The sequence below is a fragment of the Chryseobacterium lacus genome (genome assembly GCF_003336205.1).
GTDB lineage: Bacteria > Bacteroidota > Bacteroidia > Flavobacteriales > Weeksellaceae > Chryseobacterium_A > Chryseobacterium_A lacus.
This window is the reverse complement of the sequence record NZ_QPIE01000001.1, coordinates 305,504-328,372: the sequence shown is the minus strand read 5'-3', so window position 1 is coordinate 328,372 and position 22,869 is coordinate 305,504. Positions and strand designations below refer to the sequence as shown.

Sequence of the window (22,869 nt, the reverse complement as noted above, 5' to 3'; positions counted from 1 at the left end):
TAATGAAAAAATATAAGATTTAAAATGAAAAATGTAATGAACATATCTAAAAAAGTAGTACTTGGAGTTGCAGTCGGATTTTTTGCTAATTTTACTTTTGCCCAGTCTTTACAGGAAGGAATTACCAGTATCGACAGTCATAAATATGCTCAAGCAAAAAAGAATTTTGAGGAAATGATCAGCAAATCTGCCTCCGCCGAAAACTATTTTTATTTAGGAAATACATACCTCACCCAAACTGAACCTGATTTTACAAAAGCGGAAGAATATTTCAGAAAAGGATTGGCTGCCGACAGCAAGGATTATCTGAATAAAATCGGTTTGGCTACTATAAAATTAGGAAAAGGAAATAAAGCTGCAGCCATTGCAGAAATCCAGAAAATTGTAAAAGATTCCAGAGAGAGAGATCCGGAAGTTCTTTTCAGAGCAGGACAAGCTTTGACACTTTTTGAAAAAAATAATGATGCTGATTTGGCAGTACAGTTTCTTGATAAAGCCATAGAGAAATCCCGAAAAGGCGTTCCTGCACATTATTACTACACTTTGGGAGATGCATTTCGGTTGAAATTGACGAACAGTCCTCAGGTGGCGGGTGATGCTATGACGGCTTACGATAAAGCTTTGCCTGTTGCTGCTAATAAAGCATCTGTTTATACCAGAATGGGAACATTATGGATGCAGGCTCAGCAGTGGCAAAAAGCCAGACAGGAAATTACAAAAGCCATCGCAGCAGATCCAACGTATGCTCCAGCGTACAAAGCTTTAGCGAACTATGAAATCAGATTCCAGCAAGCGGCGAACGCTACAAAAGCCTTGGAAAACTATGCTAAATACGCAGATGAAGATCCTGATACTCAACTGGAGATCGCAAAACTTTATTTCACAAATCAGAATTATGCAAACGCCAGAGCTACGTTAAACAAAGTTTTTCCTGTAGTTCAGGATCCTATTAAGTACAAACTGAGAGCATATCTGGATTATGCCGATAAAAATTACACCCAAGCTCAGGCAGATCTTAATACATTCATCACAACAGTGACTGATAAAGCGAGAATTTACCCGGCAGACAGAGGTTTGGAAGGATTGATTATCGCTGGTTTGGCGAAAGATGAAAAAGATGAAGCGAAAAAATCTGCTATGATGCAAGAAGCTGAACAGAAAATTACCATTGCAAAAAATGCAAAAGATCAAACATTAGATTGGGATGCAGAAATAATTAAAATTAAAGGCGGAGGTGCCAACGTTGCAGCTGCGAATGCAGGACCGACTAGTCCTGCGATTGAAGCTTTGAAAAAGCAAATCGCGGCCAATCCGAATGATGTAGATGCAATTGTAAAATTAGGAGCAGCATATCAAGAAGTACAGAACTGGGACGCAGCCATCTTGACTTGGGATAAAATGATTGCTATATCACCCACTTGGGCGTATTCTTATTATGCGAAAGGATCTGCATATCAGCAACTTTCCAATCCTGAGATGGCTGAAACTTCATACCAGAAATTTATAAATACTGTTCTTGCACAAAAACCTGAAGAACAAGAGCAGCAAAAGGAAACTCTTTCCTATGCATATTATGCGGTTGCCTTTTATAACCTGGAAAAAAATCCTGCGAAAGCGAAGGAATATGCTGCGAAAGCAGTACAACTGAAACCGGATTATCAGGATGCAATTGAACTGAACAAACAGCTGAACTCAGACAGCTAATCTGATATAGTAACTCAAATATTCCCGGTAATAATGCCGGGATTTTTTATTATTGTAAATTTGAAATATGAAAATTGATATTCTCGCTATAGGAGCTCATCCTGATGATGTGGAATTGGGATGCGGGGGAACCATTGCTAAAATGATTTCTGAAGGGAAAAAAGTCGCTGTTTTAGATTTAACCCGTGGTGAATTGGGAACAAGGGGAACAGATGAAACCCGAAAACAAGAAGCGGAAGAAGCATCCCGAATTTTGAAAATTTCAGCTCGTGAAAATTTGGGATTAAAAGATGGATTTCTGATTAATTCAGAGGAATCCCAATTGAAAATTGTAAAAATAATCCGAAAATACCGTCCCGAAATGGTATTGGCGAATGCTATTGAAGACCGGCATCCCGATCATGCAAAAGCAGCTAAATTGATTTCAGATGCTTGTTTTCTTTCCGGATTGATAAAAATTGAAACCGAATTAGACGGGCAGGAACAGGAAGCATGGCGGCCAAAGCATATTTTCCATTATATCCAGTGGAGAAATATCGAACCCGATTTTGTGGTAGATATTTCCAATTTCATGGATCAAAAACTGGAAGCGTGTTTGGCATATAAAACCCAGTTTTATGATCCTGATTCCAAAGAACCCATGACCCCGATTGCTACAAAAGATTTCCTGGAAAGCCTTACCTATAGAGCCCAGGATTTGGGAAGATTGTCAGGATGTGTTTACGCTGAAGGTTTTACAACCGAAAGAATACTTGCCTTCAAAAATTTCGATAGTTTAGTTTTTTAATTCAGACAAAAATATTATATTTGCACCCACAAAACGGTGGTTGTAGCTCAGTTGGTTAGAGCGTCGGATTGTGGTTCCGAAGGTCGGGGGTTCGAGACCCCTCATCCACCCAAAAAAATAAAAACGCACTGATTTTCAGTGCGTTTTTTGGTTGTAATTTTTTTAGATTTATTTCTTATCATCCGGAGCATTAGCAGGAAATCTTCCTTGGGTGTAATCTCTCGAAATAGCAGATTTCTCAAATTTTAGTTTTCCAGAAAGTGTTTCAATAACAATTCCATCTTCCATTATTTGGGCAACTCTTCCGTGCATACCAGAGGTAGTTACTATTCTTTGTCCGATTTTCAGTTCTGCCTGAAAGTTTTTCTCCTGCTTTTGTTTTCTCATTTGAGGACGAATCATCAGGAAATAAAAACCTACAAACATTAATGCCATCATCAGCATCATGGTCATTCCTCCGCCGTCGCCAGCCGGAGCTTGTAAAAATATAGTGATCATTATAAATTATTTTAATTGATTACATTGGCGGAGAACGATAGAATGATCGGTGCATTTTCTACGTTAGCATACACTTCTGCCTGTTTATTTTGTGGCCCGTCAAAACTCGCTGAGTCAAATTTCAGCGTAATCTGTCCTTTTTGACCGGGAAGAATCGGCGTTTTGGTAAAGTTCGGTGCCGTACATCCGCAGCCCGGTTTTACTTCAGAAATGATCAATGGATTTTCTCCGGTATTGGTTACTTCGTAGATATGTTCTACACTTTCTCCTTTCTTCACTTCTTTGAAATCAAAGTGATTTTCGGATAGTACGAGATTGGTCAAAGGATGAGACTGTGCTTTTTTCAGCATTTCGTCCTGTGGATTTGCAGTAGCCATTTCTGCCGGCATTTCGGTGAGGGCTGTTTCCGTGGTGTTTTCTTCTATTAAAACGTCAGGCTTTTCGTTTTTTCCGCAGGAATTGAAAGCAGCCGCCATCATTCCAAAAGAAAGCATAATGATTGATTTTTTCATAATTTAAATTCTATTTAACTCTTTGGTATATTTATCTAAAATTCCGTTCACAAAAATATTGGATTTTTCGTTCGCATACACTTTTGAAACTTCAATGTATTCATTAATAATAACTCTTGAAGGCGTTAGTGGAAAACGATCGATTTCAGTAATACCAGTAATGAGGATAATTTTATCCATCAAAGAAATCCTTTCCAAATCCCAGTTTTCCAGTCTTTTTTCCAGCTTTTCCTCGTTCTCTTCCCAGTTGTGATGCGTTTCCCGAAGGAGTTTTCTGGCAAATTCTTCATCTTCACGATCCTTGATCATTCGGATCAGCGTATGAGATTCTTCGTGTTCCTTGAAGTAGCCGATGGTTTTCTGAACCATGGAATTGGAAATATGAAAATCATCAGACCAGCTCAGTTCTTTTTCTTCGATATGCTCATGAAAGTCCTCATTTTCAGCAATGTATCTTAGGAAAAGTTTGCCGATGAATTTCTGATCTTCTTCGTAGGAGAGGTTGTCTTCCTGCATAAAATCCTTGTAACGTTTCCCGGATATAATCCGCTGAAAAGTTTTCACCAAAAGATCATCGTGCATTTCCCACTGAAGTTCTTTATGTTTCGATGTGAAGGAAATCCTTTCTCTGTTTTCCTCAATTTTCTTTAAAACTTGGTTGCTGATGAATTTCTGATTAGGATTCAGTTCCGCATCGGTTTTCAAATATTTGTTTTTTCCAATTTCGATCTGCTTTTCTGCCAATTCCTTTAAAGCCACCATAAAATTGAGTTGGTAAATATAAAGATGGTAAATTTTATCAATTTCCGTCAGCATATTTTTTTCCAGAATATCATATTTTAGAGGGTTTTGGTAATAAGAATAAAGGGTTTTCACCACTTTTTCACGAATCTGTCTTCTTCCTAACATTTCAAAGAACTTTTATGGGTGCAAAGATAGTATTTTTTTGGAAAAGAGTCCCGCAAAACCGCAGGCAGTAGCTACGCTATCTATTTTCAAAACCGTATTTTTGCATAAATTTTTTTCCAAGATGAAAGCGCTGAAAACCCTCAATCCCTATTTCTGGAAACACAGAATTCTGTTGTTTTGGGGTTTTCTGTTCATCGTTGCCAGCAATTTCTTCAATATTTTCAAGGTTCAGTTTGTAGGGAAATCGGTGGATGAGATCGCCAATAATGATACTTTTGGGTTTAATCAGCAAGTGCTTATTTACGTGGGAATTATTGTCGGATCTTCGCTGCTCACAGGTTTTTTTACGTTTATGATGCGGCAGACGATTATTGTAACGTCCAGAAAGATAGAATATGAATTGAAAAATAAAATCTATCGCCATTATCAGGAAATGACTCTCTCGCAATACAAAAGCACGACGATAGGAGATCTGATGAACAGGCTGAGTGAAGATGTAGTGGCCGTAAGAATGTATCTCGGGCCGGGCGTAATGTATGTTGTCAATCTCGTTGTTTTATTGATTGTCACCAGTATTTACATGGTGAATACAGATGCGGAGATGACTTTATGGACGCTTATTCCACTTCCGATTTTGTCTTTTGTAATTTATAAAGTAAGTTCCATCATCAATGCAAAATCGAAAATAATGCAGAAAAGCCAATCTGCGATTTCTACTTTTGTTCAGGATAGTTTTTCGGGAATTCGGGTGGTGAAGTTTTTTGCAAAAGAAAAATATATCGAGAAAAATTACGGAATAAAAGTAAAAGATTATCAGGAAAAAGCACTGGATCTTGCTAAAACCGAAGCGTATTTCTTCACGATTATTTTATTTGTTATCGGAATATTAAATGTTGCAATTCTTTGGATTGGCGGACAAAAATATCTGGCCAATGAAATATCTGTCGGGAAAATTGCAGATTTTTTCATGTACATCAATATTCTGATATGGCCTTTTTCTATGGTAGGTTGGGTTACATCCGTCAATCAGCGTGCTGAAGCTTCCATGTCTCGAATTAATGAATTTCTGGAGCAGGTTCCTGAAATCATAAATACCAATCATTCCGTCTATCCGATTCGCGGCGAAATTGAATTCCGGAACGTGAGTTATGTTTATCCCAACACCGGAATTAAGGCTGTTAAAAATCTAAGTTTCAAAGTGAAAGCTGGTGAAAGTCTCGCCATTATGGGAAAAACTGGCAGCGGAAAGTCTACGATTGCTTTGCTTTTGTGCAGAATGATACAACCGACAGAAGGCGTTATTCTGATTGACGGAAAAGATTTGGAAGAACATAACCTGGAGAATTACAGACAGGCGATCGGTTATATTCCTCAGGAAAGTTATCTTTTCTCTGACACGATTGCTAATAATATCGGTTTTCCTATGGATCATCCTACTGAGCAGGAAATTATAAAGTATGCTAAAAAGGCGGATGTTCATAAAAATATTGTAAAATTCAAAGAGCAATATCAAACCATGGTAGGAGAGCGTGGTGTGATGCTTTCCGGCGGACAGAAGCAGCGGCTTTGCATTGCGAGAGCACTGATTCGGCAGCCACAGATTTTAATTTTTGATGATTCGCTTTCTGCTTTGGATACGGAAACGGAGGAAAATATCCTGAATAATATTGAAAACGATCTCCGGAACTGTACTTCCATCATCATCACGCATCGGGAAAGTACTGCTAAAAAAGCGGATAAAATATTGAATCTCACCTAAATAGCAGTGATTTTTCACGAGTAGTATTAGAGATTTTTTATCAATATAAAGATTTGATTACAAATTCCTAAAAAAAATTTTGCAATTGGCGGAATTCTTTTATATTTGTTTTCAAGATTTCAAAAATTATCGTACAATGAGTGATTACAAGGAACGCCACGAAAACGAAATTTTCACCAAGGTGTTAAAAGCAGGCAGAAGAACTTATTTCTTTGACGTGCGCGAGACAAAAGCAGGAGATTATTACCTTACGATTACCGAAAGTAAAAAGAACTATTCGGAAAACGGAGATGCAACATTTGAGAAGCATAAAATCTATCTTTACAAAGAAGACTTCAAGGCTTTTCAGGAAATGTTCATGGAAAGTACAGATTTCATCATCAATGAAAAAGGAGAAGATGTCATTTCTGAACGACATGAAAAAGACTTCAAATCCCGTCAGTTCACAATTGATTCAGACGACGAAGTTTAAAATAAACATCAGCATTCCCAATTCAGGAATGCTTTTTTATTGTTTTACATCCAAATAATATGTTTTTCCGCCATACCGAAATGAAGTTTGGTTAGGCGGAAGTTTTTTCACCGTATATTTCCTTGTTCTTCGGGAAGTTAAATAAGGATCAATCACATATTTTTCTATTTTCTCCAAATCTGAATGTTCAGGAAGCCAGAACGTTACCTGTTTGTTTTCTTTTACAGAAATATATTTTTCTTTAAAATGATGATGAACTATGACCTCGTCCTTCGTGCTGTAATATTGGTTCAATCCGAAATGCAACACCAGAAGAACTCCGAAAGCCGAGGCAAAACGGAGAATGCTTTTCCATTCCACTTTCAGAATTAAAAAGCGGAGATAATAGAGGGCAACAATGGAAACCGCAACTTCAGCCAGAGAAAAGGGTATGTTTTTGCTGAAAACGCTTTCAAAACCAGCAAACCATCGAATAAGTACCAAAACATTCGACACCAGAAAATCATATAATTCAAAAATCCAACTGAACTTTATTCCCATTCCGGCCATAGGAGCGAGAAACATACTGTAAATAATGATGATTTCAGCAATCGGAATAATCACAAGATTGGCAACAAATGAAATAAGCGAGAACTGATGAAAATAAAAAAGCACCAAAGGCAAGGTAGCAAATTGCGCTGCCAAAGTAATCGAACCGATGCTGTACATATAAAGTTGCGCCTTATTCCTGTATTTCGGGAAGCGGTTCAGGATCGGCAAATTGAGCCAGTAAATTCCCAAAACTGCAATGAAGCTGAGTTGAAAACCGACATCAAAAATCTGTTGCGAATCCACGATCAGAATGAGGAACGCTGCGAGCGCCATCGCATGTAGCAGATCCGGCTTTCGTTGTAGCAGAACATACACGTAATAAATCGTAAGCATGATGCAGGAACGGATTACTGGATTTCCATAATCTATAAAAATTGCGAAAAGCCAGATGAATAAAAGGCTCGTTATGATGGCTGCCTTCCGGAATCTGGCAGAATAAATTTGTCCGAAAATCCAGAACAAAATCATGTAAATCACCACAATATGTGAACCCGAAATAGCCAGAATATGGGCTAATCCGGTTCTGGAAAAATTTGAAACCGTTTCTTTGTCCATTTCAGTCCGGTCTGCCAGAATAATTCCTTTCAGAAATTCGCGACTTTTTGGCGACATGTTGCTATTGTCAATCTTTTGTAAAATCTCTGTTCGTTTTTGCTTTACTTTTTCAGGCCAGTTCAGGTCATTCCTTTCTTGGCTTTTATACCCATTTGGAAGATAACTTTGGAAATAAATGTTCTTTCGCTGCAGATATTTCGCATAGTTAAACTGATAATCATTTTTTGGCGGCTCTACCTGGTTGATGTAGGCTTGCGCCTGATAATAATTTTTGAAGTCCAATTCTGGATCCGTTTTCGGAACAGATAAAATGCTTTTAAATTCTTCATTTTGAGTTTTGGCAACGATTTCATAGCGACGGTTTCTCTCGTTGGAATTCAGCTTTTTTTCCAATTTAAAAATGATCGTTTCTTTCTGATCAACTTTCGGAATTTGCTGTTGTCTCGTGTTGAGTTGATGAATCACCACTCCGAGCAGTAGGAAAGAAAAGCCTGTAAAAATCTTTCTCAGTTTTACAATTTCTAAAGATTTTGAAAAATACGAAATCATTGTAACGCTCAATACAAAGAGAAAAACAGGGATAAAATTGAATAAGAATGGAAAATATTCCCGAATCAGAATTCCGAGAATAAAGCAAAAACAGAAAATAGCGTGAGGTTGCTTTCTCAATGTAGTAATTTACTCAAAGATAATAAACCTCAGTTACTTACAAAATTAAAATTAGGGATTCACAATAATCTTTGCAGCGTTCGCGCTGGCTCCTTTTCCGCCCAGCTTTTTCAGCAACTGCTCATAGTCGCTTAGAATTTTATTTCTGTTTTCATTCAGGATAAGACGGAGTTCTGTCGCTAAATTTTTGGTAGTCAGTTCATCCTGTATCAGTTCCTTTACCGTTTCCCGATCCATGATCAAATTAACCAGTGAAATATATTTAATATGCTTTACCAGTCGTTTCGCAATGGCGTAGGAAATTTTACTTCCGCGATAGCATACGACTTCCGGCACGTTCAGCAAAGCCGTTTCCAAAGTTGCCGTTCCCGAAGTCACAAGTGCAGCTTTCGAACACCGAAGCAAATCATAGGTTTTATTGGAAACAAAATGGACGTTTTCATCCACATATTTCTCGTAGAAATCTTTCGGTAAACTGGGCGCACCTGCGATCACAAATTGATATTCCGGAAAATGAGGGCGAACTGAAAGCATGAGTTTCAGCATTTTTTCTACTTCCTGTTCCCGTGAACCAGGCAAAAGTGCGATGATTTCCTTTTCGTTAAGATGGTGTTCGGATTTGAATTTCTGAAGGTCAATCTCGGGCAGATCTGAAATGGCATCCAATAACGGATGTCCCACAAAATGAGCTTCCACTCCATGTTTTTTATAAAAATCTTTTTCAAAAGGCAGGATTACAAGTAGGTCGTCCACATATTTTTTGATGGTTTTCACACGACCTTCTTTCCATGCCCAAAGTTGTGGCGAAATGTAATATACAACTCTGATTCCCAGTGATTTTGCGTACTTTGCAATTCTGAGATTAAAACCAGGATAATCGATCAGAATCAGAACATCAGGTTGATACTTTTTAAGATCTTGTTTGCAAAACTTGATATTTCCCAGAATGGTTTTCAGATTTTTCGCAACTTCCAGAAAACCCATAAACGCAAGATCCCGGTAATGTTTTACAGGTTCGTTTCCTGCATTTTCCGCCATCAAATCGCCACCCCAAAAACGGAATTCCGCCTTGGAATCCTTATGTTTCAAAGCTTTTATCAGATTGCTTCCGTGTAAATCTCCAGATGCTTCGCCGGCGATGATGTAGTACTTCAATTGAGTTTGTGTTTTTAAAAGTGGAATCCGTTGAGTTGGAAAAGCCAAATGATTTTTTTACCTTAATTTTGCTTCAAAGATAAAAATAAAATGTCCGAAAGTTTCGAAATAAAAAATAAAGTAGCACAAAGTGGATTGGTGAATTTTGACCTTTCCTCACTCATCCCAAAAGGGGAAAGGAAAGGTATTGATCTAAAAGATTTTCTTTGGGAAGGAATGATTTTAAAGGAAAAAGATTTCAGGGAAAAAGTGGCCGCCGTTTTACCCGAAGATTATACGGGAAGTTATGTTCATATTTACAACTCTGCCGATGCGATTGTTCCGCTTTGGGCGTATTTTCTACTTACGGCAAAACTGACAGGACATGCAAAAAAAATGGTTTTCGGAATGCAGAAAGATCTCGAGATTATTTTGATGCATGAGGCTTTGCAAACGTATGACTTTTCTGAACTCGAAGGAAAAAGAGTCCTTGTGAAAGGCTGCAGCGACGAAAGTATCCCCGAAAATGCGTATGTAGAACTTGTGGAAAAACTGAAACCCATAGTGAAATCGCTGATGTTCGGGGAAGCTTGTTCCAATGTTCCGGTCTTTAAAAATTAAAAAAGAGTTTCGGAATATTTTTTGATCCTTCCGTCGGAAAATAAATTATATTATGAATCTAATGGATTTACTTACGGGAAATGCAGGAACACAAGTCGCCGAAAAGGCAGAAAATAAATTTGGTGTTTCTAAGAATCAAATTATCGCGCTGATGGCAGTAGCTGCACCGCTGATTATTTCTTATTTAAGAAAAAAGTCTGAAGACAGCAATGAAGCGGAAGCTTTAAATAATGCGCTGGAAAAAGATCACGATGGCTCTATCCTAAATGATCCAACGAAAGTGGAAGACAGACAGGAAGAAGGCGCTTCTATTCTTGATCATATTTTTGGCGGACAAAAATCACAAGTTGAAAATTCACTTTCTGAAAATACAGGAATTTCTATGAGCAAAGTTGGTCCCATTCTAGCGATGTTGGCTCCGCTGATTATGGGATACATCGGGAAAGAGAAAAAGAGCAAAGATGTTAATTCCGGCGGTTTGGGAGATTTACTGGGCGGAATTTTGGGCGGTGCACAAAAAGATGCACAGGCAGAACCTTCCAATCCCTTGAACGATATTCTGGGCCAGGTTTTAGGTGGCGGAAATCAGCAGCAAGGCGGGCTCGGTGGTTTGCTGGGTTCTTTGTTTGGCGGAAAATAAAATTAAAAAATCCCTCAAAATTCAATGTTTCGAAGGATTTCAATCATTAGAACCGAAGGTTATTCTTCGGTTTTTTTCTTTCTTGTTGCTTTTGGTTTTTCTTCCGGGGATTCTGCTTTTGTTGCTTTGGTTTTCTTGCTCACTTCAGCGTTTTCCGTAGGTTCGGTTTGCTCGCCTACCTGTTTCCTCACTTTGGCTTTCGGAGCTTTCTTTTCATCTTCGTCCAAAACTTTTACAGGAACTTCCCTTGCAGAAGTTCTTCTTCTCGGTCTGGTGACACCGTAACTTCCCGAAATGATCTTGCCGCGTTTTGTTTTTTTATCGCCTTTTCCCATAAATAATATTTTTTTGATTCCTAACAAATTTATGAAAAGTTTTTAAGATGAACTTCTATTATTTCTGATTTCAAATATTTGCCGTTTTGTTTTGAGCCAAATCCTTAGTTGTACGTATTGGATTTTCCGTAAACCTGCTTTTTTTATATGACTTTCGTTTCTACTGCTGAATACTTACATGCTTGAATGTTTTTTCTAATACCTTTTGCAGTTTTGTATTTAATTTATTTTCTACGATTCAATTAATCATAAACTTACTAAAACCAAAAACCCCTATCTTTGCCCACAGAAATTTTCAATTCAATATAATGTTCAGAACGCACACCAATGGCGAGTTGTCGCTAAAAAATCTTAATGAAGAAGTAACGCTTTCAGGCTGGGTACAAACCATCCGCGACAAAGGTTTTATGATATGGATCGATTTGCGCGACCGCTACGGAATTACACAATTGGTGTTCGATGAAGACCGTTCTTCCGCCGAACTTCTAGAACAGGCAAAAAAACTGGGACGTGAATTTGTGATTCAAATCAGCGGAAAAGTGATTGAAAGAACGTCCAAAAACCCGAAAATTCCGACCGGAGAAATTGAAATTCTTGTAGCAAAACTAACTCTTCTAAATGCTTCTGAACTTCCGCCTTTCACCATTGAAGATGAAACCGACGGTGGCGAAGAGCAACGAATGAAATATCGCTATCTTGATATTCGCAGAAATCCGGTGAAAGACAAACTAATTTTCCGTCACAAAATGGCGCAGAAAGTGAGAAACTATCTTTCCGACAAAGGGTTTATCGAGGTTGAAACCCCGGTTTTGATCAAATCTACTCCTGAAGGTGCAAGAGATTTTGTGGTGCCAAGCCGTATGAATCCCGGACAGTTTTATGCGCTTCCACAATCACCACAAACATTCAAACAATTGCTGATGATTGGTGGTATCGATCGCTATTTCCAGATTGTAAAATGTTTCCGGGACGAGGATTTGCGTGCGGACAGACAACCTGAATTCACCCAGATCGATTGTGAAATGGCGTTTGTAGAGCAGGAAGATGTTCTTGAGATTTTTGAAGGAATGACGGCTTCATTAATCCATGAAATTTCAGGAAAAGAAACCGGAAAATTCCCAAGAATGACTTACGATGAAGCCATGAAACGGTACGGAAATGATAAACCGGACATCCGTTTCGGAATGGAATTCGTGGAACTGAACGAACTGGTAAAGGGAAAAGATTTTAAAATATTTGACGATGCCGAATTAGTAGTCGGAATCAATGTAGAAGGCTGTGCTGAATATACAAGAAAGCAGATCGACGCACTGATCGATTGGGTGAAACGCCCGCAAATAGGCGCTTCAGGAATGATTTGGATTAAATTCCAGAACGATGGTGTCATCGCTTCATCTGTCAATAAATTTTATGATGAAGATTCATTAAAGAAAATTACCGAAAAGTTTGGTGCGAAAGAAGGCGATTTGATGCTCCTCATGAGTGGTGAAGCCAACAAAGTACGAACCCAGCTTTCTGCATTGAGAATGGAACTCGGCAATCAACTCGGATTAAGAAAAGGAAACGAATTTTCCCCGCTTTGGGTAACAGATTTCCCGCTTTTGGAATGGGACGAGGAAACAGGACGTTACCACGCAATGCACCATCCTTTCACTTCGCCAAAGCCCGACGATATTCATTGGTTGGAAACTGATCCCGGAAAAGCGAGAGCAAATGCATACGATTTAGTATTGAACGGAAATGAAATCGGCGGCGGTTCTGTAAGAATTTATGATAAAAACTTACAAAGCAAAATGTTCCAGTTGCTCGGATTTACTCAGGAAGAAGCCGAAGCACAATTCGGATTCCTGATGAATGCCTTTAAATACGGTGCTCCGCCACACGCAGGATTGGCTTTTGGTTTCGACAGATTGGTCGCTATTTTAGATGGCAATGAAGTGATCCGCGATTATATTGCATTCCCAAAAAACAACTCCGGAAGAGATGTGATGATTGATGCACCAAGCCATATTGCTGATGAACAGCTGGATGAGCTGCACTTATCAGTACACGAAAAAAAGTAATAAACCGTTGAAAATCTGGAGAAAATTATTTAGAAAGATTACAAACTAATCAATTCTGATAAATCTCACTTTCATCCCTTTAACATTTTTCTAACTTTGTAACAATTCAAACAATCAATTTATATGGCAGGTTTAATGACTTCTACCGTTGGTAGAAAATACGCAATGGCATTATCGGCAATTTTTTTGCTGATATTTCTTGTGATGCATCTTGCAGTGAATATGCTTTCCGTTTTTGGAGAAACAGCATATAATAATGCATCTTATTTTATGGGATACAATCCTATGATCCAGTTCCTGATGCAGCCGGTGCTGGTGTTCGCCGTTTTTTTTCATTTCATCATGGGATTAGTTCTGGAATACAGAAATAACAAAGCAAGACCTGTGAAATACGCAATTCATAATGGAGCGGCCAACTCTACCTGGATGTCAAGAAACATGCTGATTACCGGTGCGGTGATCTTGGCTTTTTTGGGGCTTCACATGTATGATTTCTGGGTACACGAGATGAATTATAAATATGTGGAAAGTCTTCCAGCGGAGCAAAACAGATTTTGGGATGATCTTCATGCCAAGTTTGCCGATCCTTTCCGCGTTGGTGCATACATTATTTCTTTTATCCTGTTGGGACTGCACCTCGCACACGGATTTCAGTCTTCATTCCAGTCTTTGGGAGCTAGACATCCTAAATATATGCCGATGGTTAAAGCTTTCGGGAATTGGTATTCTATCCTTATTCCTGCTGGTTTCATTTTCATCGCAGTTTATCATTTTGTAACTCAATAATATCCTTATTAATATGAGCAAGTTAGATCCAAAAATTCCGCACGGCCCTTTAGCCGAAAAGTGGACCAATCATAAAAACCATATGAATCTGGTAGCACCTAACAACCGTGATAAGATTGATATTATTGTTGTAGGAACAGGTTTAGCAGGAGGTTCTGCAGCTGCTACATTGGCAGAGCAGGGATATAATGTGAAAGCATTCTGTTATCAGGACTCCCCAAGAAGAGCACACTCTATCGCTGCGCAAGGCGGTATTAATGCTGCTAAAAACTATCAGGGCGATGGAGATTCGACGTACAGATTATTCTACGATACCATAAAAGGAGGCGACTATCGCGCAAGAGAAGCGAACGTTTATCGTTTGGCTGAAGTTTCTGCCAATATTATCGACCAATGTGTGGCACAGGGCGTTCCGTTCGGTAGAGAATATGGCGGACAACTTGATAACCGTTCATTCGGCGGGGTTCAGGTAAAAAGAACTTTCTATGCGAAAGGTCAGACCGGGCAACAATTGTTATTGGGTGCCTATTCAGCAATGAGCCGACAGATTGGTAAAGGAAGAATTAAAATGTACAACCGCCATGAAATGCTGGATCTGGTTATTGTCGACGGCAAAGCCAGAGGTATTATCGCCAGAAACTTGGTAACCGGCGAAATTGAAAGACATTCTGCGCATGCCGTGGTTATCGCTTCCGGGGGTTATGGAAATGTTTATTTCCTTTCCACCAATGCGATGGGTTCTAATGTTTCTGCAGCATGGAAAATTCACAAAAAAGGAGCATACTTTGCCAATCCTTGCTTTGTGCAAATTCACCCGACTTGTATTCCCGTTCACGGAACTCAGCAGTCTAAACTGACTTTAATGTCGGAATCCTTAAGAAATTCCGGAAGAATTTGGGTTCCCAAGAAAATAGAAGATGCTGTTGCCATTCGCGAAGGAAGGCTGCGTCCCGAGAATATTAAAGAAGAAGACCGAGATTATTATCTGGAAAGAAGATATCCTGCATTTGGAAACCTGGTTCCGCGTGACGTAGCTTCCAGAGCTGCAAAAGAAAGATGCGATGCCGGATACGGAATCGAAAATAACGATACCAAAGAAGGCGTTTTCCTCGATTTCTCTACTGAAATCCTGAAAAAAGGGAAAGAAGCCGCTATTGAAAAGAATATTCACAATCCGTCGCAGCAGCAGATTTATGATTTAGGAAAGGCATGGGTTGAAGAAAAATACGGAAACCTTTTCGTGATGTACGAAAAAATTACCGCAGACAATCCTTATGTGACGCCGATGAAGATCTATCCTGCAGTTCACTATACGATGGGCGGTATTTGGGTTGATTATAACTTACAGTCCACAATTCCGGGATGTTTCGTGATTGGTGAAGCGAATTTCTCCGACCACGGTGCGAACAGACTGGGTGCTTCTGCTTTGATGCAGGGACTTGCAGACGGTTATTTCGTGCTTCCTTATACAATTGCTGATTATCTTTCAGCGGATATCAGAACAGGAACCATTCCTACAGATTCTGAAGCTTTTGAAAAGGCTGAAAAAGAAATAAGAGATAAAGTTAATTTCTTCTTAAATAATAACGGTAAACATTCTGTAGATTATTTCCATAAGAAACTGGGCCACATCATGTGGAACAAGGTTGGAATGGGAAGAACTCCGGAAGGCCTCAGAGAAGCAATCAAGGAGATTGAAGAAGTAAGAAATGAATTCTGGAAAGACGTAAGAGTTCCCGGCGAAGCCAATGAAATGAACATGGAACTCGAAAAAGCATTTCGTGTAGCCGATTTCCTTGAACTGGGACAACTGATGGCAAAAGACGCTCTGGAAAGAAACGAATCCTGTGGAGGACATTTCAGATGGGATCATGCGACAGAAGAAGGTGAGGCAGAAAGAGATGATGCCAACTATATGTACGCTGCGGTGTGGGAATATCAGGGTGACAACATCAATGCAGAAGTAATGCACAAGGAACCGTTGATCTATGAAAACATCGAAGTGAAACAAAGAAGTTATAAATAATCTCCAAAACAGTAAAGAAAATGAGTGCAAAAAAAGGACTTAATCTGACTCTGAAAATTTGGAGACAGAAAAATAATAAAACAAAAGGGCAATTTGAGGTTTATAAGATTTCTGATGTTTCTACGGATTCTTCTTTCCTTGAAATGCTTGATATTTTAAACGAAACCCTCATCAACGACGGAAAAGAGCCGATCGCTTTCGATCATGATTGTCGTGAAGGAATCTGCGGAATGTGTTCCCTTTATATCAATGGCCGTCCGCATGGCCCCGATACAGGAATTACAACGTGCCAGCTTCACATGAGAATGTTTAAAGATGGCGAAACTATTACCATTGAGCCTTGGAGAAGTGTGGCTTTTCCGGTCATTAAGGATTTAGTGGTGGACCGTTCCGCGTTCGACAGAATCATGGCGGCCGGAGGTTTTGTTTCCGTAAATACTTCAGGAAATACTTTGGATGCCAACGCGATTCCTGTGCCGAAAGATGATGCGGACAAAGCCATGGATGCAGCGGCGTGTATCGCTTGTGGAGCGTGTGTTGCAACCTGTAAAAATGGTTCTGCTGCGTTATTTGTAGGAGCGAAGGTTTCTCAGTTTGCGCTGCTTCCGCAAGGGAAAGTAGAAGCGAAACGAAGAGTTCTGAACATGGTGAAAGCCATGGATGAAGAAGGTTTCGGGAACTGTTCCAATACCGGTGCCTGCGAAGTGGAATGCCCGAAAGGAATTTCCCTTGAAGTCATCGCCAGAATGAACCGTGAGTATATGACTGCTCATCTGGATAGAGGATAGAAATCTCTCAATCTTAGTATAACAATCGCTTTCCAGAACGGAGAGCGATTTTTGTTAAAGATCAGCAAGAATCAGAGAAGAAATCAAAGTAGGTCGGGGTTTTATAATGAGAAGCAGCGATCTTGTCACATTATCTTATAAAAATCGTAGATTAATTTCTTTTAAACCGTTCAATATCTTATTTTTGCCCAGTTTCTAAAATAGAATAATGAAAAAATATTTTGTATTGCTGATGATGGCCCTCGTTGCCATATCATGTTCCAAAACCGTAGAGATCAAAGGAAAAGTGACCGGCGGTTCTCCGTTGGAGCGTATTGAACTCGTGGAAGCTTCAGGGGTTGCCACACTGCCGCTGATGAATACCGGAGTGGATAAAGACGGGAATTTCAACGGAAAATTTGATGCTCCGAAAAACGGAATGTACGTCATTTCCTACGCCGGAAAACAGAACCTGATTTATCTGAAAAAAGGTCAGACTCTTGAAATTTCAGGAGCCAGTGAGTCTTTCCCCGCACAATACACGGTTACAGGAGATGCTAAAGCCAACAACGATTTCTTGGCAGAAACTCAAAAATACATGTCCGACTATTCCCAAAAGCTGGATATGCAGGCCAGTATCGCGAAGGAAGGTAATGCGTTTCTAAAGGATCTTCAGAAAATTCAAACTGATCTGGAAAAGAATATTGATCAGGTTGCTGAAAAAACCAAAGCCGACAGCGAAGTGGTAACATGGAAAAAAAACGATATCCGCACCGGCATCATGTCGCTTATTCCCCAGTACGAAATGTATCAAAAGCAGATGGCTGCCAATCCTTCTTTTGCGTTGCCTAAAGCTTTAAAAGACTATGAAGAGAAACTTCAGGAGAATAAAGAACAGCTGATAAAAGAGCATCCGCTGTACAGAAACTACCTTCTAAGTAAACTCACGGAAGATTATAAGAAGTATGCTAATGCCAATACGCAGGGGAAAATAGACGTTCTTACCTCGCAGGTGTTCAGCGATTTCATGAAACAAAGAAAAGATTTATCTCAAACAGCAAAGGATTATTTATTGGCATTCGTCATGGCTCAGTCTGACATCAGTCCTGATCAATCCAAAGAAAACAACGATAAAATTGCTAAAATTATCGATGCCGAAATCAAAGATGCTACGATAAAAAAAGACCTTAAAAAGATTCATTTTGTTCTTTCAGGATTGAAGAGAGGCGAAGTAGCTCCCGAAGCTACGCTCGTAAAACAGGACGGAAAAGCCTATAACATCTCTGAAAGCAAAGGCAAACCAACCGTCATGATGTTCTACGCATCCTGGTCGCCTTACATCGCCGAATCTACCGTTCCTGTCCTGAAAGAGGTGGTTGATTTCTACAAGCAAAAGGTAAATTTTGTTTTTGTGAACTTCGATGATACCAAAGAACAGTTCGGGAAAACCAGCGCAGCCTTGCTGAAAGGCATTCCGGGCACCAATGTTTATGCAGACGGCGGCCTGAATTCCAAATTTGCTGAGCAGTATGGCGTATACGGATTCAAACTGGCGCCAAGTTTCATGGTGTTGGATAAAGACGGGAAAATAGCCAGTAAATTCTTTTACAACATGGGAGAGCCGGAATTTGTACAAGTGATGGATCAACTTTCCGGGCTCAAAGCACCTCAGGTAGCCCCCGAAGCCACACTACAGAACGATCTTCTGATGCCGCCTCCGCCGCAGGAAACCCCGGATGCAACTGAAAAGAAATAATATTACATCAATATATTTTAAACCTTGTTTTAATAAACAGGGTTTTTTTTATTCAACAAACTTCAAGAGCGTATCATGTCTTTTCTGATATTTATCAAACCCAATATTCCCACTCATTCCTACGAGTTGATAAAAAGATACGGGTGTTGTCTGCAAAACGTCAGGACGTTTTAATAAAAAGATCAGGACGTTTTCAGCAAAACGTCAGGACGTTTTAAAGTGGGCCTGCTAACCCCGGATTTCATCGCCTTTTGCTGGGTGTGCTATAACTCCCTAAACTTTGAGGGTGCAGTATGATTTTTATTTCAAAATCGTACTTTTGCAGCATGGCAAAAAACAAAAGGAAAAACCAGATTCTCGAGAACATCACGCTCGTCTCAGCAGGGGCGAAAGGCGTGGCCGTAGGCAGAACGGAAGAAGGCAAAACCGTCCTTGTATCCGGCGCAGTTCCGGGAGATGTGGTGAACGCAAGGGTGAAGAAATCCAAATCCAAATACTTTGAAGCAGAAATAGCCGACCTTGTGGAAGCTTCGCCGTTTCGCGTGCTGCCAAGATGCATACACTTCGGCGTGTGCGGCGGGTGCAAATGGCAAAACCTGAGCTATGAAAAACAGCTGGAGTTCAAGCAGGATGAGGTGGTGAACAATATCCTGAGAATCGGAGGGGTGGATCAGTTTGAGACCCAGCCCATCTTAGGTGCAGAAAAACAATATTACTACCGCAACAAAATGGAGTTTTCTTTTTCCGATGCACGCTGGCTCACTTTGGATGAGGTGAATTCCGATGCTGAAATTCATGATAAGAATGCCCTGGGATTCCATATTCCCGGGATGTGGAGCAAGATATTGGATTTGAAAGAATGCCACCTTCAGGAAGATCCTTCCAACGCGCTTCGCCTTGCCGTGAAGCAGTACGCTGTGGAGAATAACCTCGATTTTTTCGATGTAAGAAACCAGGAAGGTTTCCTGCGAACCATGATGTTACGTCAAAATTCAAAGGGCGAATGGATGGTGCTTTTCCAGTTGTTTCGCGAAGAAAAGGAGAACCGTGAGAAACTTTTTGCCTTTCTTTTGGAAAATTTTCCTCAGATCAGAACATTGCTTTTCGCCATTAATCCAAAGGGGAACGACTCAATTTATGATCTGGAAGTGCAGACCTATTTCGGCGAAGGCTATCTGATGGAAGAAATGGATGGGCTCAAATTTAAAATAGGCCCGAAATCTTTTTTCCAAACCAACTATGCCCAGGCGTTGGAACTCTACAGGAAAACTTTGGAATTTGCCGATTTAAAAGGTCATGAAGTCGTGTACGATCTCTACACCGGAACCGGCACCATCGCTCAATATGTCGCACGGAATGCCAAACAGGTCATCGGCATCGAGTCGGTTCAGGAAGCCATCAATGCCGCGGAAGAGCATGCCCTGCTGAACGGCCTGGACAATTGCACCTTCTACTGTGGCGATATGAAAGAGGTTTTCACAGAGGAATTCCTCAGCCAGCACCCGAAAGCAGATGTGCTGATCACAGATCCGCCACGAGATGGCATGCATCAGAAGGTGGTGGAACAAATATTAAAACTCGCCCCGGAAAGAATCGTGTATGTAAGTTGTAACTCCGCTACGCAGGCAAGGGATATTGCTTTGATGAAAGAGCATTACGACGTGGTGAAAATCCTTCCTGTGGATATGTTCCCGCAAACCCATCATGTGGAGAACATTGCACTTCTTTTGAGGAAATAATACAGATTGTTTATCTTTAGCAAAAAAATGATATAATGAATTTCAAACGAATACTTTTATTGTCTTTATTCTCTTTGGTAACCTTTGCGCCGGCGCAGGAAAAAGATACCTTAAAGGCCAAAACCGATACCGCTGCCGTAAAGAAATCTGCCGCTGCGGCAAAAGATAAAAAACCAGAGAAGATAAAACCGTATAAGGAAGTCATCACTGAGAAAGCAACTACGGACGAGGGCATCATCACGGTACATAAAGTAGAAGATAAGTATTATTTTGAAATTCCCGATACCGTTCTGAGAAAAGAATTTCTTCTGGTGAGCCGCCTTACCAAAGCTGCGGCAGGCATGAGATCCGGAACAACAGGTTACGCCGGCGACCAGATAGGACAAAACCTTATTTCCTTTGAAAAAGGCCCGAACGATAAGATCTTTATCCGCTCCGTTTCCTATGCAGATTACGCCAGCGATTCTACTTCGCAGATGTACAATTCGGTGATGCGGAACAATACCCACGCAATTATTCATGCATTCGATATCAAAGCTTTCGGAAAGGACAAGAAATCTTCCGTTGTAGATATTACAGATTTAATCAATGCCGATAATGAACTGGTTTCCTTTTCCCCGACGGTGAAGAAAAGATATAAAGTCGGAGCCTTCCAAAAGGACAAATCTTATGTGAATTTCATCCGGTCGTTTTCAACCAATATTGAGCTCAATACTACCAAAACCTTCGCACGAACCTTAGGCAACATGACTTTTCCTCCCGGAACGGAAAAGCCGGAAGTAAGTGGAAATTATACAGTGGAAATCAATTCCTCGCTGGTGCTTTTGCCGGAAAATAAAATGCAGCCACGATATTATGACCCGAGAGTGGGCTATTTTACCGTAAGCTATACGGATTTTGATCTCGATCCTCAGGGCGTGAAAAGAGTTTCTTTAATTAAAAGATGGCGCTTGGAACCGAAACCTCAGGATTTGGAAAAATATAAAAGAGGCGAACTGGTAGAACCTGCGAAACCGATTGTTTTCTATATTGATCCTGCCACACCTAAGAAATGGGTTCCTTATCTGATGCAGGGTGTCAATGATTGGCAGAAAGCTTTTGAGAAGGCCGGATTTAAAAATGCCATTTATGCTAAAATTCCCAACGCGAAGGATGAACCGGAATGGAGCCTGGAAGATGCGAGATATTCGGCTATTGTTTATAAACCATCCGATGTTCCCAATGCTTCGGGACCGTCCATTTCCGATCCGCGAACCGGAGAAATTCTGGAAAGCCACATTAATTGGTATCACAATGTGATGATGCTGCTTAGAAACTGGTATTTCGTTCAGGCATCTCCTAATGATCCAAGAGCACAAAGGTTAGATTTCGATGAAAAACTGATGGGCGAACTTATTCGTTTTGTTTCCGCTCATGAAGTGGGACATACTTTAGGGTTGAGACATAATTTCATCGCCAGCAACGCTGTTCCTGTAGAGAAACTCAGAGACAGAAAATGGCTGGAAAAGAACGGACACACGCCTTCTATTATGGATTATGCGAGATTTAATTACGTTGCACAGCCGGAAGATAAAGTAGGAGATAAGGGAATTATGCCCAGAGTTGGAGATTATGATGATTGGGCAATAGAATGGGGATACAGAAGATTCTATCAATACTCTTCACCTGAAAAGGAAAAAGCGCACCTAAATAAATGGGTGATCAATAAACTGAAAGATCCAAGGTTGCATTTCGGTACCGAAAGCAATCAGTTTGATCCGCGCCTGCAAAGCGAACAGGTGGGCGATAACCCGATGATCGCTGGAAGATATGGAATCAAAAACCTAGACAGAATTATGGATAATCTGAAGAAATGGACTGCCAAGCCCAACGAAGATTACGAAAACCTTTCCTTAATGTATGATCAGGTTACAGGACAGTTCGGGAGATATCTAGGCCATGTTTCAAAATATATCGGCGGACAGACAGAAACGCCTAAGAATATTGAACAGGAAGGCGCGGTGTACGAAGTGGTTCCAAAGTCTGAACAGAAAGAAGCATTGCAGTTTCTGAACGAAAATATTTTTCAAACCCCGGAATGGCTTTTGAGGAATGAAATTTTTGAGAAGACAGGAAAGTCATCTGTTGAGGTGGTGGAAAGACTTCAGAACAGTGTCTTGAACCGAATTCTGAGTCCGTCCGTCGTGCAGATGATGTATCTCTCTTCCACGGCAGACCCAAATGCCTATCCTGTTATTGAATATATGAGTGATTTGAAACAGATGATGTTCACTGCTGAACCTGATCTTTTCAGAAGAAATCTTCAGCGGAACTATGTTGGTTCTATGATAGATTTATTGAATGCGAAGCCAACCGCAGCAGCTTCTTCCCGTTTTTTCAGATCGGTAAGCATCTCCGATAATTCGGATGTTAAGGCAGTAGTTCGTGGTACTTTGAACACCCTGCAAAATGAATTGAAATCTATGCCGGCCGATAATGCAATTACGACATACCATTATGAAGATCTCGTGTACAGGCTGGAAAAAGCTTTGGATCCTGATAATTAA

At 40.2% G+C, this 22,869-nt stretch carries 18 protein-coding genes, 1 tRNA gene and 1 pseudogene; 14 read left to right on the top strand and 6 right to left on the bottom strand.

Annotation, left to right across the window (positions count from 1 at the left end):
• Positions 1-24: 24 nt before the first annotated feature.
• The 3 genes from DQ356_RS01585 (at position 25) to DQ356_RS01575 (ending at position 2,601) form a co-directional block, all read left to right on the top strand.
• Positions 25-1,704: a tetratricopeptide repeat protein gene (locus DQ356_RS01585; RefSeq protein WP_114302696.1), complete on the top strand. Its 1,680-nt coding sequence runs from the start codon at positions 25-27 to the stop codon at positions 1,702-1,704.
• Positions 1,705-1,771: 67 nt separating this feature from the next.
• Positions 1,772-2,491, top strand: a complete 720-nt coding sequence (gene bshB1 / locus DQ356_RS01580) for a bacillithiol biosynthesis deacetylase BshB1 (protein WP_114302695.1) — start codon at positions 1,772-1,774, stop codon at positions 2,489-2,491.
• 36 nt (positions 2,492-2,527) lie between these two features.
• Positions 2,528-2,601: transfer RNA gene (locus tag DQ356_RS01575), tRNA-His, on the top strand.
• 58 nt (positions 2,602-2,659) lie between these two features.
• Here DQ356_RS01575 and yajC read toward each other — a convergent pair.
• Genes yajC through nusB form a run of 3 tightly spaced genes read right to left on the bottom strand, consistent with a single transcriptional unit; the run spans position 2,660 to position 4,410 of the window.
• Positions 2,660-2,989, bottom strand: a complete 330-nt coding sequence (yajC, locus tag DQ356_RS01570; RefSeq protein ID WP_114302694.1) for a preprotein translocase subunit YajC — start codon at positions 2,987-2,989, stop codon at positions 2,660-2,662.
• Positions 2,990-3,000: 11 nt separating this feature from the next.
• Entirely contained in the window at positions 3,001-3,504 is a 504-nt protein-coding gene (locus tag DQ356_RS01565) for a DUF1573 domain-containing protein (protein WP_394337234.1), read from the bottom strand.
• Positions 3,505-4,410 (bottom strand): transcription antitermination factor NusB, encoded by a 906-nt coding sequence (nusB, locus tag DQ356_RS01560; protein ID WP_114302692.1) that lies wholly within the window; start codon positions 4,408-4,410, stop codon positions 3,505-3,507. It lies immediately after the preceding gene.
• Positions 4,411-4,531: 121 nt separating this feature from the next.
• On the opposite strand from nusB, the gene DQ356_RS01555 reads away from it, so the two are divergent.
• The gene (locus tag DQ356_RS01555) at positions 4,532-6,169 is read left to right on the top strand and encodes an ABC transporter ATP-binding protein (RefSeq protein WP_114302816.1); all 1,638 of its coding nucleotides are present in this window, start codon (positions 4,532-4,534) and stop codon (positions 6,167-6,169) included.
• A gap of 136 nt (positions 6,170-6,305) precedes the next feature.
• On the top strand, positions 6,306-6,641 hold the full coding sequence (locus tag DQ356_RS01550; protein ID WP_114302815.1) for a DUF3276 family protein: 336 nt from the start codon (positions 6,306-6,308) through the stop codon (positions 6,639-6,641).
• Between the two features lie 36 nt (positions 6,642-6,677).
• Here DQ356_RS01550 and DQ356_RS01545 read toward each other — a convergent pair whose 3' ends face one another.
• Together DQ356_RS01545 and lpxB are read right to left on the bottom strand one after the other, a co-directional pair.
• Positions 6,678-8,456 (bottom strand): ComEC/Rec2 family competence protein, encoded by a 1,779-nt coding sequence (locus tag DQ356_RS01545; protein WP_114302691.1) that lies wholly within the window; start codon positions 8,454-8,456, stop codon positions 6,678-6,680.
• Positions 8,457-8,507: 51 nt separating this feature from the next.
• Positions 8,508-9,611 (bottom strand): lipid-A-disaccharide synthase, encoded by a 1,104-nt coding sequence (gene lpxB / locus DQ356_RS01540; RefSeq protein ID WP_114302814.1) that lies wholly within the window; start codon positions 9,609-9,611, stop codon positions 8,508-8,510.
• Positions 9,612-9,701: 90 nt separating this feature from the next.
• Here lpxB and DQ356_RS01535 point away from each other — a divergent pair, with 90 nt between their 5' ends.
• Positions 9,702-10,211 carry a DUF2480 family protein gene (locus tag DQ356_RS01535; protein WP_114302690.1) on the top strand — a complete coding sequence of 170 codons (510 nt, stop codon included), beginning with the start codon at positions 9,702-9,704 and terminating at the stop codon, positions 10,209-10,211.
• 52 nt (positions 10,212-10,263) lie between these two features.
• Positions 10,264-10,851, top strand: coding sequence for a DUF937 domain-containing protein (locus DQ356_RS01530; protein WP_114302689.1), 588 nt, complete (start codon positions 10,264-10,266; stop codon positions 10,849-10,851).
• A 259-nt stretch (positions 10,852-11,110) separates the two neighbouring features.
• Here DQ356_RS01530 and DQ356_RS11300 read toward each other — a convergent pair.
• Positions 11,111-11,186, bottom strand: a pseudogene (locus DQ356_RS11300) (30S ribosomal protein THX); the annotation flags it as partial.
• Positions 11,187-11,494: 308 nt separating this feature from the next.
• Here DQ356_RS11300 and aspS point away from each other — a divergent pair.
• The 7 genes from aspS (at position 11,495) to DQ356_RS01490 (ending at position 22,869) form a co-directional block, all read left to right on the top strand.
• The gene (gene aspS / locus DQ356_RS01520; RefSeq protein WP_114302687.1) at positions 11,495-13,249 is read left to right on the top strand and encodes an aspartate--tRNA ligase; all 1,755 of its coding nucleotides are present in this window, start codon (positions 11,495-11,497) and stop codon (positions 13,247-13,249) included.
• 123 nt (positions 13,250-13,372) lie between these two features.
• Positions 13,373-14,035, top strand: a complete 663-nt coding sequence (locus tag DQ356_RS01515; RefSeq protein WP_114302686.1) for a succinate dehydrogenase cytochrome b subunit — start codon at positions 13,373-13,375, stop codon at positions 14,033-14,035.
• Positions 14,036-14,048: 13 nt separating this feature from the next.
• Positions 14,049-16,061 (top strand): fumarate reductase/succinate dehydrogenase flavoprotein subunit, encoded by a 2,013-nt coding sequence (locus DQ356_RS01510; RefSeq protein ID WP_114302685.1) that lies wholly within the window; start codon positions 14,049-14,051, stop codon positions 16,059-16,061.
• A 20-nt stretch (positions 16,062-16,081) separates the two neighbouring features.
• On the top strand, positions 16,082-16,849 hold the full coding sequence (locus tag DQ356_RS01505) for a succinate dehydrogenase/fumarate reductase iron-sulfur subunit (protein WP_114302684.1): 768 nt from the start codon (positions 16,082-16,084) through the stop codon (positions 16,847-16,849).
• 208 nt (positions 16,850-17,057) lie between these two features.
• Positions 17,058-18,584 (top strand): TlpA family protein disulfide reductase, encoded by a 1,527-nt coding sequence (locus DQ356_RS01500; protein ID WP_114302683.1) that lies wholly within the window; start codon positions 17,058-17,060, stop codon positions 18,582-18,584.
• Between the two features lie 326 nt (positions 18,585-18,910).
• Positions 18,911-20,323 (top strand): 23S rRNA (uracil(1939)-C(5))-methyltransferase RlmD, encoded by a 1,413-nt coding sequence (gene rlmD / locus DQ356_RS01495; protein WP_114302682.1) that lies wholly within the window; start codon positions 18,911-18,913, stop codon positions 20,321-20,323.
• A 35-nt stretch (positions 20,324-20,358) separates the two neighbouring features.
• Positions 20,359-22,869, top strand: coding sequence for a zinc-dependent metalloprotease (locus DQ356_RS01490; protein ID WP_114302681.1), 2,511 nt, complete (start codon positions 20,359-20,361; stop codon positions 22,867-22,869).

Bases quoted from the DNA above. Each gene is read 5' to 3' on its own strand.
- DQ356_RS01585 (WP_114302696.1), top strand. From the start codon at position 25: ATGAAAAATGTAATGAACATATCTAAAAAAGTAGTACTTGGAGTTGCA.
- bshB1 (WP_114302695.1), top strand. From the start codon at position 1,772: ATGAAAATTGATATTCTCGCTATAGGAGCTCATCCTGATGATGTGGAA.
- yajC (WP_114302694.1), bottom strand. From the start codon at position 2,989: ATGATCACTATATTTTTACAAGCTCCGGCTGGCGACGGCGGAGGAATG.
- nusB (WP_114302692.1), bottom strand. From the start codon at position 4,410: ATGTTAGGAAGAAGACAGATTCGTGAAAAAGTGGTGAAAACCCTTTAT.
- DQ356_RS01555 (WP_114302816.1), top strand. From the start codon at position 4,532: ATGAAAGCGCTGAAAACCCTCAATCCCTATTTCTGGAAACACAGAATT.
- DQ356_RS01550 (WP_114302815.1), top strand. From the start codon at position 6,306: ATGAGTGATTACAAGGAACGCCACGAAAACGAAATTTTCACCAAGGTG.
- DQ356_RS01535 (WP_114302690.1), top strand. From the start codon at position 9,702: ATGTCCGAAAGTTTCGAAATAAAAAATAAAGTAGCACAAAGTGGATTG.
- DQ356_RS01530 (WP_114302689.1), top strand. From the start codon at position 10,264: ATGAATCTAATGGATTTACTTACGGGAAATGCAGGAACACAAGTCGCC.
- aspS (WP_114302687.1), top strand. From the start codon at position 11,495: ATGTTCAGAACGCACACCAATGGCGAGTTGTCGCTAAAAAATCTTAAT.
- DQ356_RS01515 (WP_114302686.1), top strand. From the start codon at position 13,373: ATGGCAGGTTTAATGACTTCTACCGTTGGTAGAAAATACGCAATGGCA.
- DQ356_RS01510 (WP_114302685.1), top strand. From the start codon at position 14,049: ATGAGCAAGTTAGATCCAAAAATTCCGCACGGCCCTTTAGCCGAAAAG.
- DQ356_RS01505 (WP_114302684.1), top strand. From the start codon at position 16,082: ATGAGTGCAAAAAAAGGACTTAATCTGACTCTGAAAATTTGGAGACAG.
- DQ356_RS01500 (WP_114302683.1), top strand. From the start codon at position 17,058: ATGAAAAAATATTTTGTATTGCTGATGATGGCCCTCGTTGCCATATCA.
- rlmD (WP_114302682.1), top strand. From the start codon at position 18,911: ATGGCAAAAAACAAAAGGAAAAACCAGATTCTCGAGAACATCACGCTC.
- DQ356_RS01490 (WP_114302681.1), top strand. From the start codon at position 20,359: ATGAATTTCAAACGAATACTTTTATTGTCTTTATTCTCTTTGGTAACC.